Genomic DNA, 15,145 nt, shown 5'->3' with positions numbered 1-15,145 from the left:
CCCTCAGTCGGTTTGTCACAGTGCGGGGAAAGTTGGACAGCGGGGTGTGAACACGCCGATTATTGGCAGTGAGGGCCTGCTTCGGCTGGTCAAGCTGGTCGAGCGGCTGCGGGCCCGTGACCAAGGTGAAGGCGGCGCGTCATGGACAGCGCAGGCGAGGACGAGCCCCCCAGATTCCGGTGAGCACGCTGTGGGCGGTGCTGCCGGACCCGAACCAGCGGGAGGTGGTCCAGACCCTGATCATGCTGGTGGATCGGGCGACGGGTCGGGGGGGTCGGCCTGGATGGGCGGGGCGGGGGTGAGGTCGATGCTGCTGCGTGAGCGTGAGGACGGGAAGGTCCAGGGCCGGCACCGTGACCGCCTGGCGGTGGTGTACGTGCGTCAATCCTCCCGGCAGCAGGTGCTTGATCATGGGGAGTCCACGCGGCTGCAGTACGGGCTGGTCGAGCGGGCGGTCGCGCTGGGCTGGCCGGCCTCGCGGGTGATGGTGATCGATGAGGACCTGGGGCGCTCAGCGGCGAACGCGGCCGACCGGCCGGGATTCGCGCGCCTGGTCACTGAGATCACCATGGGTCATGTGGGGTTGGTACTGGGTTTGGAGATGTCGCGGCTGGCCCGGGCCGGCCGCGATTGGCACCAGCTGGTCGAGCTGTGCTCGCTGTCGGGGGCGCTGCTGGCCGACGCGGACGGGGTCTACGATCCGAACTGGTACAACGATCGGTTATTGCTCGGATTGAAGGGCACCATGACCGAGGTCGAGCTTCATTTGATCAAGCAGCGGATGGCGTCCGGGCGGTTGGCCAAGGCCGCCCGCGGACAGTTGGCGGTCCCGCTGCCGGCCGGGTATGTGCGCCGCCCCTGCGGCGAGGTCGGCCTCGACCCGGACGAGCAGGTTCAGGCGGTCATCCGCCTGGTGTTCGATCTGTTCGAACAGCTCGGGACGGTGCATGCGGTGTTGCGGTTCCTGGTGGAGCATCGAGTGCAGATCGGGATGCGGGAACGGTCGGGGCCGGGCAAGGGCGAGCTGGTCTGGCGGGCGCCGCACCAGCAGGGTCTGATCAACATGCTGCGCAATCCGGCCTATGCCGGGATCTACGCCTATGGGCGCAGCCGTACCGAGGCGGCCCGGCACCTGCCCGGGCGCGAGCACTCCGGCCGGGTGCGCGGCCTGGATGCCGGGCAGTGGCTGGTGCGCATCGAGGGTGCGTTGCCGGCGTACATCACTGTGGAGCGGTATGAGCGCAATCTGGCGCGGATGGCCGCCAACCGGGCGCAGGCCGAGAGTGTCGGGGCGCCGCGCCAGGGCCCGGGCGTGCTGGCCGGTCTGGTGGTCTGCGGGATCTGCGGCCAGCGCATGCAGATCACCTACGAGAGCAACCAGCATGGCCTGATCCACCGCTACTGCTGTCAGCGACGGCATCACACCTACGGGCAACCGCGCTGCCAGCAGATGGCCGGAGGCTTCCTCGACGACCACGTCGTCGCTCAGGTGCTGTCCGCGCTGGCCCCAGCCGCGCTGGAGGTGTCGGTGCGCGCGGCCGAGCAGATCGAGGCGCACCGCCGGCAGGTGGAGCGGATCTGGCGGCAGCGCCTGGAGCGCGCCGAGTTCGCCTGCGATCGGGCGCGACGCCAGTACCAACTCGCCGAGCCGGAGCACCGCTTGGTGGTGCGGCAACTCGAGCACGAGTGGGAACAGGCGTTGACCGCCAGACAGCAGCTGGTGGAGGACTACGAGCGGTTCAGCCGCGAGCGCCCGATGCGGCTGTCGGCGGCCGAACTGGCCGCGATCCGCGCCCTGGCCGACGACATCCCGGCCCTGTGGTCGGCTCCGACGACGAGTGCCGCTGACCACAAGAAGCTGGTACGCGCCGTAGTCGAACGGGTGCAGGTCACCGCCGATGGCGCCGGCGAGAACGTGCACGCCGTCGTCACCTGGGCCGGGGGCCACCAGACCCACGCCGACCTGATCCGTCCCGTGGCCCGGATCGACCAGCTGTCGTACTACCCGGCGTTGACCGCGCGGATCGGAGCGCTGGTGGGCGAGGGGCTGGACAATGCGGCGATCGCCGACCGGCTCGCATCCGAGGGGTTCCGCACACCCCACCTGCACGAACGCTTCCATGTCGGCGAGATCCAGCACCTGATCCGCCGGTTGGGCCTGCGTCCTGGCCTGGATCATGACCGCAGCACCGACCAGGGCGGCCTTGGTCCCGACCAATGGTGGCTGGCCAGCTTGGCCCGCGAGATCGGGATGCCGATGGCGACCTTGTCCGGCTGGCTGCGCCGTGGCTGGGTCACCGGACGGCAGGACACCCGCCCGCCCTACCGCTGGATCATCACCGCCGACCGCGCCGAGACCGAACGCCTTCGCGCCCTGCATCAGCTCCCGGCCGGCTACCACAACCGGCGCCGCTGGACCGACTACGACCCGGCGGGCCGCGGAACGAACGAACACCAAGGAGCGCAAGGCTCATGAACGAACAGTCCTACGCAGACCGCACTGAGACCATCCCATCTCGCCCGGGTTCAGCTCCGGCGCATAAGCGGGCAGTTGGAAGACCGTCAGCCACGAGCGGGCCTCGATCACGGCGCGCATCGCGGCGGACAGATGACGGCGATCGTTGTCCCACACCAGCACGATCGGCCCGCCGAGCTGGGCGTGAGCTGCATCCAGCAACGCCGACAACTGCCGGGGACCGAAGCCCTTGACCTCTCCAGGCCGTCCCCGCCGAATCAACGTCCGGTGCATCAGCCGAGTGCGTCGGCCGGGCTTGGCACACACCAGACCGGCCAGGCAGACGCGACCGTAGCCCTTGCCGGTCACGTGCACGATCGGGGTACGGCCGCGCGGCGCCCAGGTGCGGGGCTTGGGCGGCCTCAGTCCCTGGGCGGCCTCATCTTCCCAGCACAGTCAGGCCCCCAGGTCGAGCGCCGCCCTTTTATGGCCGGCCACTGCTCGACGACCCACTGCTCGCTTCCCCCCCTCGTCGCGCTCGGCCGCACGATGCACCGGAACCTGCGGACTCCAGCCGATCCGATGCAGCAGATACGACACCCCGCGCGGGGTGTAGCGCAGGTGGAACAGCGATGCGATCACATCGGCGACCCGCGCGAGCGTCCAGCGCTGATCCTCGATGAAGCCGTGCGCGGCCGGGCCCCGCTCCAGCTCGGCCCGCAACCGCTCCAGGCGCCGCTCGTCCAGGCGGCACTTCTCCCCGCCCGGCCCCTTGGACGCCGGCGCCTCGACCCCACCGGCTTGCCAGGTGCGATACCAGCGGTTGGCCGACATCCGCGTCACCCGGAACAGGCGCGCCACCTCCGGCGCCGATACTCCATGGGAGAACAGCTCCGCGGCCTCGAAGCGCAGCCGCTCCCGTTTGGCGCGTTCCTCGGCGGTCAAACCGCCACCCTCGGGATACCTCATACCTCCGGCATAGCAAACATGCCATCAGCCGTCAGCAGCCGCACCTCGTCGTAACCCCCGCCCTTCAACATCAGGAGCAGGTCGTCACCGACAAGGCCAGCGGGAAACTCGCCCGCCGGCCCGAGCTCGACGAGGCCCTCCTCGTCGCACGCGAGGGCGACCAGCTCGTGGTCACCAAACTCGACCGGCTCGGCCGCTCCCTGGAAAACCTCATCGAGCTGTCGAAGGAACTCCAAGGACGCGGTGTCGGTCTCGTCGTCCTCGACCAGGGCATCGACACCTCCACCACGGTCGGCCGGATGTTCTTCCAGATCCTCGGGGCGATCGCCGAGTTCGAGCACACCTTGATGTCGGAGCGGACGATGGACGGGCTGGAGGCCGCCCGCGCCCGAGGCCGCACCGGCGGACAGAAGCCCAAGGTGGTGAGGACGCCGCCGCCCGCCTGTCTGGCTGACTGGACCGCAAGCTATGTTGTATTCCTAACTAGCTTGCTCTACGGTTTAGGTAGCAGAGCCGTAACGGAGGTTCCCCATGTCATTCACCCCCTTGACGCTCGTCCTGGCGGTCGTCCTTGTCGGCTACCTGGCCGTCGTCAGTCCCCTGCTAGGCAAGCGCTCCTACGACAAGCTGGCCCGTACCCGGGATCAGGACCCCACGGCCTACCGCCGGATGTTCACGTTCTGGAGCGCCGAGCTGTGGGTGCTGGCCGCCGTGGCGCTGCTCGTCGTCGCCGTGGAACCGGGCCTCGACGCCGCGGACATCGGCCTGGTGATCAAGGAGTCGCTGGACACCACCCTCGGCGCGATCGTCGGATTCCTGGTCGCCGCCGCGGCCATGGTGCTCGTCCTCAGGCGGCTGGCGGCCAAGGGCAAGTTCGTCCCCGGCCGGCAGGCCGTCTCCCACCTGCTGCCGCGCACGACGGCCGAGCGCTGGTACGCCGCAGGCCTGTCGGTGACCGCCGGCATCACCGAGGAGATCGTCTACCGGGGACTGCTCATCGCGATCGGCATGGGCGCGCTCGGCCTGAGCGAGGAGGTCGCGGCCGTCGGCGCGCTGGCGGTGTTCGTTGCGGGCCACCTTTACCAGGGCTGGCGCGGCATGCTCGTGGTCACCCTGCTCGGCGCCACTCTGACCTCGCTCTACCTGAGGTCCGGCAGCCTGCTCCTGCCGATCGTGGTCCACGCGCTGATCGACCTGCGTGGCCTGGTGCTCTCCCCGCTGCCGCGACGCGAGGTAGTCGAGCACGCGGGCTAGATAGGATCACTACCATGACGAGCGACCGACGCGCGAGCTGGCTCAAGGGTGTGCTCGACCTGCTCGTTCTCGCCAGCCTGACGGCCGGCGAGAACTACGGCTACGAGATCGCCAAAGACCTCGCCGCGTCGGGCCTCGGCCAGATCAAGGGCGGCACCCTCTACCCGGTGCTCAACCGGCTGGAGGAGGCGGGGCTGGTCACCGCCGAGTTCCGGGCGACCGAGCGCGGGCCCGGCCGCCGCTACTACCGGCTCACCGACCAGGGCAGGCAGACGCTCGCCGAGCAGGGCGGGCTCTGGCTGGGCTTCGACGAGTCGGTGCGCGCCGTGCTGGCCAAGGGCCGCATGGAGACACCCCAGCCCGTGGGCCCGCGCGAAGGAAGACTCCGATGAGCGGCCACGTCAACGAGACCGCCGGCGGCTATTTCGACGAGCTCGCGGTAGTCCTGGTCGAGGCGGGCATGCCGGCCGACCGGATCGGTGCCACGCTCGACGATCTCGCCGGCTACCTGGCCGAGAGCGGCGGCGACCCCGAGGAGGAGTTCGGCCCGGCGGCCGAGCTGGCCCGGGAACTGGCCGTCACCTCGGCCCCAGCAGCCGAGCCCGCCGCGGACGCCCGCGCCTGGCACTGGACCGCCGACCTGTTCCACGACGTCAAGATGCTCAACGAGTACGGCGCGCAGGGCTGGGAGGTCGACAGGGTCGACGCGAAAGGCCTGTTCGTCAGCTCCCGCGACCCCGAGCACCCCCAGCAGTGGGAGTACAGAAGGGAGCTGGTCACGCCCGGCCGCCGCCGGAGCGTGCTCGGCCTGCTCGCTCCCGACGGCTGGGAGCCGTGCGGCACGTGGGTGTGCTTCGAGTACTTCAAGCGGCCCAGGGCCGCCAGCCTGGGGCCCGCCGCCGAGCTGACCGCCCCGCCGCTGACTCCGCGGCGCAACGTCTTCCTCAGCCCGAAGTTCTACGCCTTCGTCTCCGCCGTGCTGCTGCTGACGGCGGCGGTCCTGGTGCCGCTGTTGCGGACCGCCGGAGCGGAGATCGACGGCTCCGACGACAGCCTCGACACCATCTTGGGCCTGCTCACCGGAGCCGCCGTGGGCGCACTGGCCATGACGGCCGTGTTGTGGCTGGCCGTTCGACGGCGCGGCAGGAGGCGCTGAGCGCCGAGCGCCATGTCGACGACCCGGCGGGCCAGCAGGCGGGCGGGGTCGAGAACCGGGACGGGGACGCGCGAGCCGTCCAGAGCCAGGACGAGTTCGGTGCACGCGGTGACGACCCGCTCCGCGCCGCGGTCGGCGAGGGAGCGGGAGAGTTCCTCCAGCGCCCGCCGGTGGGCCGGTTGGGCGCCGCCGCTCTTGACGGCGCCGATGGCCGCCGTGACCTGCCGCTGGCCGGATTCGTCCGGCTCGATCACCGCCACGCCGCGCCGTCGCAGAGCCTCCGCGTACAGACCGGCGTGCATGGTGCCCGAGGTGGCCAGCACGCCGGCCGCGCGGACGCCGTCGGCGGCGAGGGCGTCGGCCGTGACCTCGATGATGCTCACCAGCTCCAGCCCGGCCTCGTCCGCCAGCCGCGGGACGAAGGCGTGGGCGGTGTTGCAGGGCACGGCGAGCATCTCGCACCCCGCCCGCTTCAGCCCCTCGATGCCGCGCCGCAGGTACGGGGTCGGGTCCTCACCGCCGCCGAGCAGGCTCAGGGAACGGTCGGGGACGCGGGGGTCGCCCCAGATGACGACGGGCACGTGTCCCTGGTCGCAGGTGGCCGCCGTCTCCTCCACGAGCTTGCCGTAGAAGTCGACGGTGGCCGCCGGGCCCATGCCGCCCAGGACGCCGACCAGCCGGGTCTCGCTCACCGGGCACCGCCGGCGATGCCGTGGCCGGGCAGCGCCGTGCCGGCGCCGCGCGGGCGCGAGAGGGCGCCGGGCGACAGGGGACGCCCGCCCGTGGCCACGATGGCCAGGTCCGCGACCGCGTGCGGGCCGGACCCGGGTTCGACGGCCCGTCCCCCGGCCGGCACCGGGGCGCAATCGTGGAGCTGGGTCATGGGGAAGCGTCCTCTCCGGTGCGGTGAGCTGGGCGAGCCAGGGGCGGCTGCCCGCACAAGGATCGAGGTATAAGGTGAACCCGGTGTTCAGACGCAGCAATGTGACACCGAAGGAGTGATGGTGCAGGATTCCGGCATCGAGCCTCAGCGGTTGCTGTCGGAGACCGACCTCGAACTCATCGACGCCCTCCAGATCAACCCGCGAGCGAGCTGGGTGGACGTCGGGACGGCGACCCGCGCGGATCCGGTGACGGCGGCGCGGCGCTGGCAGCGGCTGAACAGCACGGGTGAGGCATGGACCACCGTCGCCCTGGGACAGCGCCAGATGCACGCGATGAGCATGGCTTTCCTGGAGATCGACTGCGAGGCCGGGGCGGCGGTCGAGGTCGCCGGTACGCTCGCGGCGGCGGGCCACCTCATCACCGTGCAGCACGTCGCCGCCGGTCACGACCTGTTCGTGATCGCCGTCGCCGCGTCGATGCCGGCGCTGGCGGACTACCTGCTCACAGATCTGCCGCGGGTGCCCGGCGTGTCGAAGGTGCGCACCCATGTCGCCACGCGTGTCTTCGAGGCCTCGTGCCGCTGGCGGTTGCGGGTGCTGCCGCCGCGATCCGCGGGCGTGCTGGCCAGGCGGCCCGGGCCGGCGGAGTCCACCAGGCAGATGGACGAGATCGACCGGCTGCTGTTCAAGGCCCTGCTCGCCGACGGCCGCGCCACCTACTCCGAGCTCGCCGAAGCCGTCGGCACGTCCGAGCGCACGGTGCAGCGCAGGCTGTCACGCCTGGTCGCGACCGGCGACATCGACTTCCGCTGCGACCTGGCGCGCTCGCACGCGGGCTGGCACTCCTCGGCGGTGCTGTGGCTGCGGATGCCGGACGGCCTGCTGGAGGAGACGGGCCGGGCGCTGCTCGACTGGCCGGAGACGCGGACGTGCGCGGCGCTCGCCGGGGCCCGCAACATGCTCCTCACCGTCGGCCTGCACGGGGTCTCCGACCTGCATCCGCTGGTGATGCGCCTTGAGGAGCGGTTCCCGTACGTGAGCATCGCCGACCGGCAGATCGTCCTGAGGCAGTCGAAGCTCTACGGGCGGGTCCTCGACCCCTTCGGCCGCTGCACGGGCGTCGTCCCGGTGGACCCGTGGAGCCTGTCTCCGCGTATCTGACATTCAGCGAGGCGCGGGGATCGCGCCTCCACCGGCCTCCCAGCACAGGCCGGCCCGCAGCACGTCGGCCTCGCCGCGTCCCACCACCTGCAGGTCCCCGATGGCCAGTGCGGGCAGGCCGAGGGCGGACACGACGGAGGTGATCCGGCCGACCTCGCCGCGTACGGCGGCCTCGTCGCAGCCGGCCCGCGGCGCGGGGCCACCGAGCGTCGGCGTGATCAGGACGTCGACACCCGACATCTCCGCCGAGAACCGGGCCCGGACGGTCAGGAGTTCCTCCACGGCCCGGCGGTAATCCCGATGGCCGATCCCGGCGGCGTCGTCCAGCTTCCGCCGCACGCCCGCGCTGTAGCTCGCGGCGTTCGCCGGGTAGGTGGCCTCGTGGGTGCGCCGGGCCTGCGCGCCCACGATCGTCCAGTACGGGGCGAGGATCTCGTACGGCAGGGCGATCTCGCGGACCTCGGCGCCCAGGTCCGCGAACTCCCCGGCCTGCGCGCATCCTTCGGCGACGCCGACGACCAGCCCCGACAGCGAGCGCGGCGGCTCGACGGCCTCCCCGGAGAGCACCCGCCACACGCGCGCGCAGTCGGCGACCGAGGTGGCCATCGGCCCGACCACGTCGAACATCGGGGCGAGGGGCGCGACCCCCTCGGAGGAAAGGACGCCGGCCCTTGGGCGCAGTCCGACCACGCCGCAGCAGGCCGCCGGGATCCTCACCGAGCCGCCCGTGTCGGTGCCGAGGCCGACCCGGGCGATCCCGGCGGCGAGCGCCGCGGCCGTGCCGCCGCTCGACCCGCCGGGAGCCAGGTGCTCATGGCGCGGATTGCGCACATCGCCCCAGTGCGGGTTCTCGCTCGTGACGCCCCAGGCGAACTCGTGCTGGTTGGCCTTGCCGACCAGCAGCGCACCGGCACGCTCCAGCGCTTCGACGCACGGCGCGGTGGTCAGCGCCTCCTCGCTCCCGTACAGGACCGACCCCCGGGTCGTGCGGAGCCCGGCGACATCGATCATGTCCTTGACCACGAACGTCCAGGCCCACAGCTCGGGCGGGGTGGCGGGTACCGGCCGGTCGCGGCGTGCGAGCCGGTCGATGACCGGCTCGGCACCGGACTCGATGAGGATGTTGTGCCCGCTGTGGAGGCGTATGGCCTCGGCGGACCTGGCGATCGCCGCCTCGTGTTCCATGGTCAAGAATCTCCTAACGCCCGCCCCGGCCGTAGGGAAGCCGGCCGGTGACGACCAGCGCGCCGGGTCCGTCACCGGCCGCGCCCGTAATCCGGCACATGCTGGCAGATCCGCCGTGCCCAGTCGAGTGCGCGGGAGCGGTCAGAGCGTCAGCGCGTCCAGTAGGGACTGCAGCCGGGCGGTCTCGCGGTCGGGATGGACGAGGGTGAAGATGCTGCGGCTGATGTTCAGCCACGGCACGTCGACGACCACGACGTCCGGGCCGTGCCCGCGCAGCGCGAGGTCGGGGACGAGCGCCGCGCCCATCCCCGCCCCGATCATGGCTATGGTGATCTTGAAGTCGTCGGAGTGGCAGGCCACCCGGGGGTGCAGGCCCCAGTGGGCGAACAGGCCTTCGAAGAGGGAGGCGTCGCTGGTCGCCGGGTGGTGCATGATCCACGGCAGGTCGACGAGCTGCTCGGCCCGGTAGGGCGCCAGGTCGGGCCAGCTGCGCGGCAGGACGAGCTTGTAGCGGTCCTCGGCGATCCAGCGCCGGCCCAGCGCCGACGGCCATGACAGGCCGGAGTTCCCCACCTGGTAGATGATCGCCGCGTCCATCTCGCCGCCGGCACCCAGACGTGGGATGAGCTGGGAGGACTCGGCGACGGAGACCCTGATGCCGGCGCGCTCCTCGGGCTCCATCCGCCGCAGGACCCCGGTCAGCACGTCGACGAAGCTGGGGAAGATGCCCAGGCGGATCTGCCGCTCGCTGTTCCTGTGCACCGCCTGGACGGTGGCGACCATGCGCTCGATGTCGATGAGCACGGTCTCCGCCTGCCTGGCCAGCACCTCGGCGGCGCCGGTGGGCAGCACGCTGTGGGCGGCGCGGGTGAACAGTTTCACGCCGATCTCCCGCTCCAGCGCGGCCATCTGCTGGGAGACGGCCGACGAGGTGTAGCCGAGCCGGTTGGCGGCGGCGGCGAAGGACCCCAGCTGAACGACTTCACGGAGAGTGCGCAGGTGTTCCGGCTTCAGCATAAGAGTTCCTTGTGCTCAGGGTTGCTAAATGTCGTGTTTATAGCGCTTCCGACTTCTTTCTGCCACTCCTACAGTGATGGCCACCGTTCCTCAACCCTTAGAGAGTCATATGAGCATCCGCGTGTATCGCAACGCCGCCATCCGCACAGGAGACAGCGGCAACCCGTTGGCTCAGGCCATGGCCGTGGACGGCGAGGTGCTGCTGGCCGTCGGCGGAGAGGCGGAGGTACGCGAGGCCGCGGGCCCGGGAGCGGAGCTGATCGACCTGGAGGGCGCCGCCGTGCTCCCCGGGCTCTACGACGCCCACATCCACACCGCGCAGTACGCCCAGAGCCTGGACGCGGTGGACCTGCGCGACGTGCGCTCCCTGGACGACGCGCTGACCATGGTGGCCGCGCACGCGGCGCGGCTGCGACCGGGCGCCTGGCTGTTCGGCGGCCGGTGGAACAGCAACACCTGGGATCCGCCGGCGCAGCCGGACAGGTACGCGCTGGACTCGATCTGCCCCGAACTGCCGGTCGCGCTGCCCAACGTCGACGGCCACACGGTGTGGGCCAACTCCGCCGCCCTGCGGCTGGCCGGCATCGACGCCACCACCCCCGACCCGGTGGGCGGCGAGATCGTCAGGGACGCGAGCGGGGAGCCCACCGGCATCCTGCGCGAGTCGGCCTCCTACCCGCTGCGCAACCTCATGGTCTCCGCCGACCTGCGCGACCAGCTCCGCGCCGGGCAGGAGGAACTGCTCGCACTCGGCCTGACCAGCGTGCACGACATCGACGGCGAGGACTGCCGGGCCGCCTACCTGGAGCTGCGCGAGGCCGGTGAGCTGAAGCTGCGCGTGCACAAGGCGATCCCGATGATCCACCTGGAGGCGGCCATCGCCGAGGGGCGCCGCACCGGGCAGGGCGACGACTGGTTCCGCACCGGGCCCGTGAAGATCTTCAGCGACGGGGCGCTGGGCTCGCACACCTGCCACATGGGCGAGTCCTTCGCCGGCGAGCAGGGCAACGTGGGCATCGCGGTCACGCCGTACGAGGACCTGGTCAGGCTGTTCGGCAGGGCCGCCGGGGCCGGCATCGCGGTGGCCACGCACGCCATCGGGGACCAGGCCAACCACCTGGTCATCGACGCCTACGAGGCCATCGGCCGTACGGCGGGGCTGCGGCACCGCATCGAGCACGCCCAGCACCTGCGGATCGGCGACCTGACCAGAATGGCCAGGCTGGGCATCGCCGCCTCGATGCAGCCCGTGCACTGCACCAGCGACATCGACCTGGTCGACTCTCTGCTGGCCGGGCACGAGCTGGCCTCCTACGCCTGGCGCGGGATGCTGAACGTCGGCGTCGCGCTGGCCTTCGGCTCCGACGCCCCGGTCGAGCACCCCAACCCCTTCGCCGCGCTGTACGCCGCGGTGACCCGCACCCGCACCGACGGCACGCCCGCCGGTGGCTGGCAGCCCGAGCAGCGGCTGAGCATGGGCGAGGCCCTCACCGCCCACACCCTCGGCGCGGCCTACGCCGCGGGCGAGGAGGACCGCAAGGGCGTCCTCGCCCCCGGCAAGCTCGCCGACTTCATCGCGGTGGACACCGACCCCTTCGTGGAGTCGCCAGACGCGGTGCTGCGCACCAAGGTCATGACCACTGTCGTCGGCGGCGAAGTCCGCTGGCAGCACTCCTGAAGGAGCACCCCCCTTGAACACCCGGATTCTCACCACGCTCGCCGCCGGCGCACTGCTGGCCGCCACCACGGCCTGCGGCGCCCAGTCCCTGGACGGCGGCACGTCCGACGCGGCGGCCGCGGCGCCGGACGTCGTCCTCGACCAGGCTCCCACCGAGGAGAAGGCGGCCGACGTCATCAACGCCATCACCCCCGACAAGGACCTCGCCGCCAAGGCGCCGGCGAGCCTGAAGTCCGGCGGCCTGAAGGTCGTCTCCTCCATCGGCTACCCGCCGATGGAGCTGTTCGCCAGCGACGGCAAGACCCCGATCGGGTTCGACCCCGCCCTGGCCAGGGCCATCGCCAGGAAGCTCGGCGTCAAGGTGACCATCACCGACGAGGAGTTCAACTCGCAGATCCCCGGGGTGCTCACCGGCCGCTACGACTTCGTCATCTCCTCGATGACCGACAACCCCGAGCGGCAGGGACAGGTCACCTTCGTCGACTACGTGCAGGCGGGCTCGGGACTGCTGGTCAAGAAGGGCAACCCGGCCGGCGTCGCCGGTCCGGCGGACCTCTGCGGCAAGACCGTCTCCGTCGTCGACAACGGCTCCTCGATGGAGCTGGCCGAGAGCTACGACGCCGACTGCAAGAAGGACGGCAAAGCCGCGGTGGACATCCTGAAGTTCCCCGGCGACACGGAGGCCATGCTCCAGGTGAGCAACGGCCGCGCGCAGGCCACCGTCACCGACTACGTGGTGGCCGCCTACAAGTCCGCAGATCCCAAGCTCGCCATGGAGGCGATCGCCATCGAAGGCACCGAGAGCCCGTGGGGCATCGGGATGAAGCCGGACAACAAGGAGCTCATCGAGTCCGTCAAGGGCGCTCTGGACGCGCTCATCCAGAGCGGGGAGTACGGCAAACTGCTCGCGGCGTGGAACCTCGACAAGCTGGCCGTCCAGTCCGCTGTGATCAACGGCGGTAAGTGACCGTGCGGACCGAACCGATCACCGACGCGTCGGGCAGGCAAACCCCCGTCGCGCGGACCTGGCACTGGGGCCGCTGGCTGGCCGCGGCGGTCGCGCTGGCGGTCGCGGCCCGGCTGGCCTACCTCATCGTGGCCAACCCGAACCTGGACTGGGGCAAGGTCGCCGAGTACGTGTTCCACGAGCGGATCCTGAGCGGGGTCTGGGTCACCATCGAGATCTCGGTCCTGGCCACGGCCCTCGGACTGATCCTGGGTGTGCTGGTCGCGATCATGCGGCTGGCGCACAACCCGGTGCTGAGCGGGCTGGCCACGTTCTACATCTGGTTCTTCCGCGGCACACCGGTGCTGGTGCAGCTCATCTTCTGGTACAATCTGGCGTTCCTGTTCCCCGAGATGGTGCTCAAGGTCCCGTTCACCATGATCGGCGTCAAGTGGGACACCAACCAGGTGATGACCGGCTTCACCTCGGCCATGCTGGGGCTGGGGCTGAACCTGGCGGCCTACTTCGCCGAGACCGTGCGCGCCGGGATCCAGGCCGTCGACAACGGCCAGACCGAGGCGGCGTACGCGCTGGGCATGACCCCGGCCAAGCGGATGCGGGTCATCGTCCTGCCCCAGGCGCTGCGCATCATCATCCCGCCCACCGGCAACGAGTTCATCTCCATGCTGAAGACCACCTCGCTGGTCTACGTGGTCGCCGGGCACGACCTGATGACCAACGCCAGCCAGATCTACAAGGCGAACAATCGGATCATGGAGCTGCTGATCGTGGCGAGCCTGTGGTACATGCTCATGACAGCCGTGGCGACCTTCCTGCAGGGCAGACTGGAGCGCCGCTTCGGCTCCGAGGCCGTACGGCTGGTGCGCGGCGGCGGCCTGGCCGCCAGGATCCTGCCGAAGGCGGCCGCATGAACGCGCCGGGCGAGCAGCCGGACAAGCAGGTCGTGCGGGCTTCGGGCGTCCGGATGAGCTACGGCGAGGTGCAGGTGCTCAACGGCGTGGACCTCACCGTCGCCGCCGGCGAGGTGAGCTGCGTCATCGGCCCGTCGGGCTCGGGCAAGTCCACGTTCCTGCGGTGCATCAACGGCCTGGAGCCGGTGCTCGGCGGCAGCCTGCGGGTGCTCGACCAGGAGGTCGGCCACACCCTGCGCGGCGGCAGGTACCACCCCTGGACGCCCAAGGAGTTCGCCGCCTTCCGCAGGAACATCGGCATGGTGTTCCAGCGCTTCAACCTGTTCGCCCACCACAGCGCGCTGGAGAACGTCGCCTGCGGTCCCGTCCACGTCCTGGGCACCCCGGCGGACCGGGCACGGGTGCTGGCCATGGAGCACCTGGAGCGGGTGGGCCTGGCCGACCACGCGCACAAGCGGCCCCACCAGCTCTCCGGCGGCCAGCAGCAGCGGGTGGCCATCGCCAGGGCGCTGGCGATGAACCCGGCGCTGATGCTGTTCGACGAGCCCACCTCCGCCCTGGACCCGGAGCTGGTCGACGAGGTTCTGGAGGTCATGAAGGGCCTGGCCGCCGAGGGGATGACGATGGTCGTGGTGACCCACGAGATCGCCTTCGCCAGGGAGGTCGGCGACTGGCTGACCTTCTTCGCCGACGGCGTGGTCGTCGAGCGGGGCCGGCCCCGCGAACTCCTGGCCAACCCGAGCCACGAACGGACCAGGGCTTTCCTGTCCAGCGTGCTCCACCCGAAGGAGCGCCAGGAGTCCCAGTAGCGCTCCGTCAGGTGGCCGGGGCGGCGGGGCCGATGCCGGCGATGCCGCCCCGGGCCGAACGGCCCGGGGTCAACGGCTTCACCGCTCAGAAATCCTCCGCCACGTCGTCAGTTCTGGTAGCCCCTCGCCACCTGCGGAAGGATTGACGACCATGACCGATGCCAGACTGCTAGGCGACCACGAGGCCGCGTTCATCGCGGCGGCCCGCTCAAATGACGCAGCACAGTTCGCGCTCATCACGGAGCGCTACCGGCGTGAGCTGCAGGTGCACTGCTACCGGATGCTCGCGAACTACGAGGACGCCCAGGACATGACGCAGGAGACGTTCCTGCGGGCGTGGAACAAGCGGGAGTCGTTCAAGGGCCACGCCGCGTTGCGGACCTGGCTGTACCGGATCGCGACGAACGCCTGCCTCGACTTCCTGGACAAGCGCAACGACCGCACACCCGTGCCTGCCGAGTTGCCGGGCGCGGGTTCGGAGGTGCGCTACCTGCAGCCCTACCCGGACCGGATGCTCCCGGAGGACCCGCAGGAATCGGTGGTGGCGCGGGAGACGATCGAGCTGGCGTTCATCGTCGCCGTCCAGCACCTGCCGCCGCGGCAGCGGGCGGTGTTCATCTTGCGCGACGTCCTCGGCTGGCCGGCGTCGAAGGCCGCCGACGCCCTCGAGCTGACCGTCGCATCGGTGACCAGCGCACT

15 protein-coding genes and 2 pseudogenes are annotated in these 15,145 nt (G+C 70.9%); 11 read left to right on the top strand and 6 right to left on the bottom strand.

All coding sequences use genetic code 11. The annotated features are described in order from the left end of the window. Positions 1-307: 307 nt before the first annotated feature. Positions 308-2,476 (top strand): recombinase family protein, encoded by a 2,169-nt coding sequence (locus BM085_RS41945; protein ID WP_093892277.1) that lies wholly within the window; start codon positions 308-310, stop codon positions 2,474-2,476. On the opposite strand, the gene BM085_RS41940 is transcribed toward BM085_RS41945, so the two are convergent. Both BM085_RS41940 and BM085_RS41935 read right to left on the bottom strand, forming a co-directional pair. Further along, a complete protein-coding gene (locus tag BM085_RS41940; protein ID WP_093892289.1) occupies positions 2,471-2,911 on the bottom strand; it encodes a transposase in 441 nt (146 codons plus the stop codon). The genes BM085_RS41945 and BM085_RS41940 overlap by 6 nt on opposite strands. Continuing rightward, positions 2,912-3,400: a winged helix-turn-helix domain-containing protein gene (locus BM085_RS41935; RefSeq protein WP_218158987.1), complete on the bottom strand. Its 489-nt coding sequence runs from the start codon at positions 3,398-3,400 to the stop codon at positions 2,912-2,914. Here BM085_RS41935 and BM085_RS47660 point away from each other — a divergent pair. The 4 genes and pseudogenes from BM085_RS47660 to BM085_RS41915 form a co-directional block, all read left to right on the top strand. Next, positions 3,328-3,762, top strand: a pseudogene (locus BM085_RS47660) (recombinase family protein); the annotation flags it as partial. The gene BM085_RS41935 and the pseudogene BM085_RS47660 overlap by 73 nt on opposite strands. A gap of 193 nt (positions 3,763-3,955) precedes the next feature. After that, positions 3,956-4,678 (top strand): CPBP family intramembrane glutamic endopeptidase, encoded by a 723-nt coding sequence (locus BM085_RS41925; protein ID WP_093892288.1) that lies wholly within the window; start codon positions 3,956-3,958, stop codon positions 4,676-4,678. A gap of 14 nt (positions 4,679-4,692) precedes the next feature. Next, entirely contained in the window at positions 4,693-5,070 is a 378-nt protein-coding gene (locus tag BM085_RS41920) for a PadR family transcriptional regulator (protein WP_093892290.1), read from the top strand. Then, on the top strand, positions 5,067-5,834 hold the full coding sequence (locus tag BM085_RS41915; protein ID WP_093892287.1) for a hypothetical protein: 768 nt from the start codon (positions 5,067-5,069) through the stop codon (positions 5,832-5,834). The genes BM085_RS41920 and BM085_RS41915 overlap by 4 nt, the downstream gene beginning before the upstream one ends. A 23-nt stretch (positions 5,835-5,857) precedes the next feature. Here the strand turns inward: BM085_RS41915 and cuyB are convergent. Together cuyB and BM085_RS41905 are read right to left on the bottom strand one after the other, a co-directional pair. After that, positions 5,858-6,526: pseudogene (cuyB, locus tag BM085_RS46630) on the bottom strand (cysteate racemase); the annotation flags it as partial. Further along, positions 6,523-6,717, bottom strand: a complete 195-nt coding sequence (locus BM085_RS41905) for a hypothetical protein (protein ID WP_093892286.1) — start codon at positions 6,715-6,717, stop codon at positions 6,523-6,525. The pseudogene cuyB and the gene BM085_RS41905, both read right to left, overlap by 4 nt. A 118-nt stretch (positions 6,718-6,835) precedes the next feature. On the opposite strand from BM085_RS41905, the gene BM085_RS41900 reads away from it, so the two are divergent. Next, entirely contained in the window at positions 6,836-7,879 is a 1,044-nt protein-coding gene (locus tag BM085_RS41900; protein WP_093892285.1) for an Lrp/AsnC family transcriptional regulator, read from the top strand. Positions 7,880-7,882: 3 nt separating this feature from the next. Here the strand turns inward: BM085_RS41900 and BM085_RS41895 are convergent, their stop codons facing one another. Together BM085_RS41895 and BM085_RS41890 are read right to left on the bottom strand one after the other, a co-directional pair. Next, the gene (locus BM085_RS41895) at positions 7,883-9,064 is read right to left on the bottom strand and encodes an amidase (RefSeq protein WP_093892284.1); all 1,182 of its coding nucleotides are present in this window, start codon (positions 9,062-9,064) and stop codon (positions 7,883-7,885) included. A 141-nt stretch (positions 9,065-9,205) separates the two neighbouring features. Beyond that, positions 9,206-10,081: a LysR family transcriptional regulator gene (locus BM085_RS41890; protein ID WP_093892283.1), complete on the bottom strand. Its 876-nt coding sequence runs from the start codon at positions 10,079-10,081 to the stop codon at positions 9,206-9,208. 109 nt (positions 10,082-10,190) lie between these two features. Here BM085_RS41890 and BM085_RS41885 point away from each other — a divergent pair, with 109 nt between their 5' ends. The 5 genes from BM085_RS41885 to BM085_RS41865 all read left to right on the top strand — a co-directional run. Further along, the gene (locus BM085_RS41885) at positions 10,191-11,759 is read left to right on the top strand and encodes an amidohydrolase (RefSeq protein WP_093892282.1); all 1,569 of its coding nucleotides are present in this window, start codon (positions 10,191-10,193) and stop codon (positions 11,757-11,759) included. 13 nt (positions 11,760-11,772) lie between these two features. After that, positions 11,773-12,726 (top strand): ABC transporter substrate-binding protein, encoded by a 954-nt coding sequence (locus BM085_RS41880; RefSeq protein WP_093892281.1) that lies wholly within the window; start codon positions 11,773-11,775, stop codon positions 12,724-12,726. 2 nt (positions 12,727-12,728) lie between these two features. Then, a complete protein-coding gene (locus tag BM085_RS41875) occupies positions 12,729-13,637 on the top strand; it encodes an amino acid ABC transporter permease (protein WP_245790010.1) in 909 nt (302 codons plus the stop codon). Continuing rightward, a complete protein-coding gene (locus BM085_RS41870) occupies positions 13,634-14,446 on the top strand; it encodes an amino acid ABC transporter ATP-binding protein (RefSeq protein WP_093892279.1) in 813 nt (270 codons plus the stop codon). Before BM085_RS41875 ends, BM085_RS41870 begins: the two co-directional genes overlap by 4 nt. Positions 14,447-14,597: 151 nt before the next feature. Then, on the top strand, positions 14,598-15,145 hold a 548-nt coding region (locus BM085_RS41865), incomplete at its 3' end, for a sigma-70 family RNA polymerase sigma factor (RefSeq protein WP_143121327.1).

The sequence above is a fragment of the Streptosporangium canum genome (assembly GCF_900113865.1).
Classification (GTDB): Bacteria; Actinomycetota; Actinomycetes; order Streptosporangiales; family Streptosporangiaceae; genus Streptosporangium; species Streptosporangium canum.
This window is presented reverse-complemented; position numbering and strand designations above follow the sequence as displayed.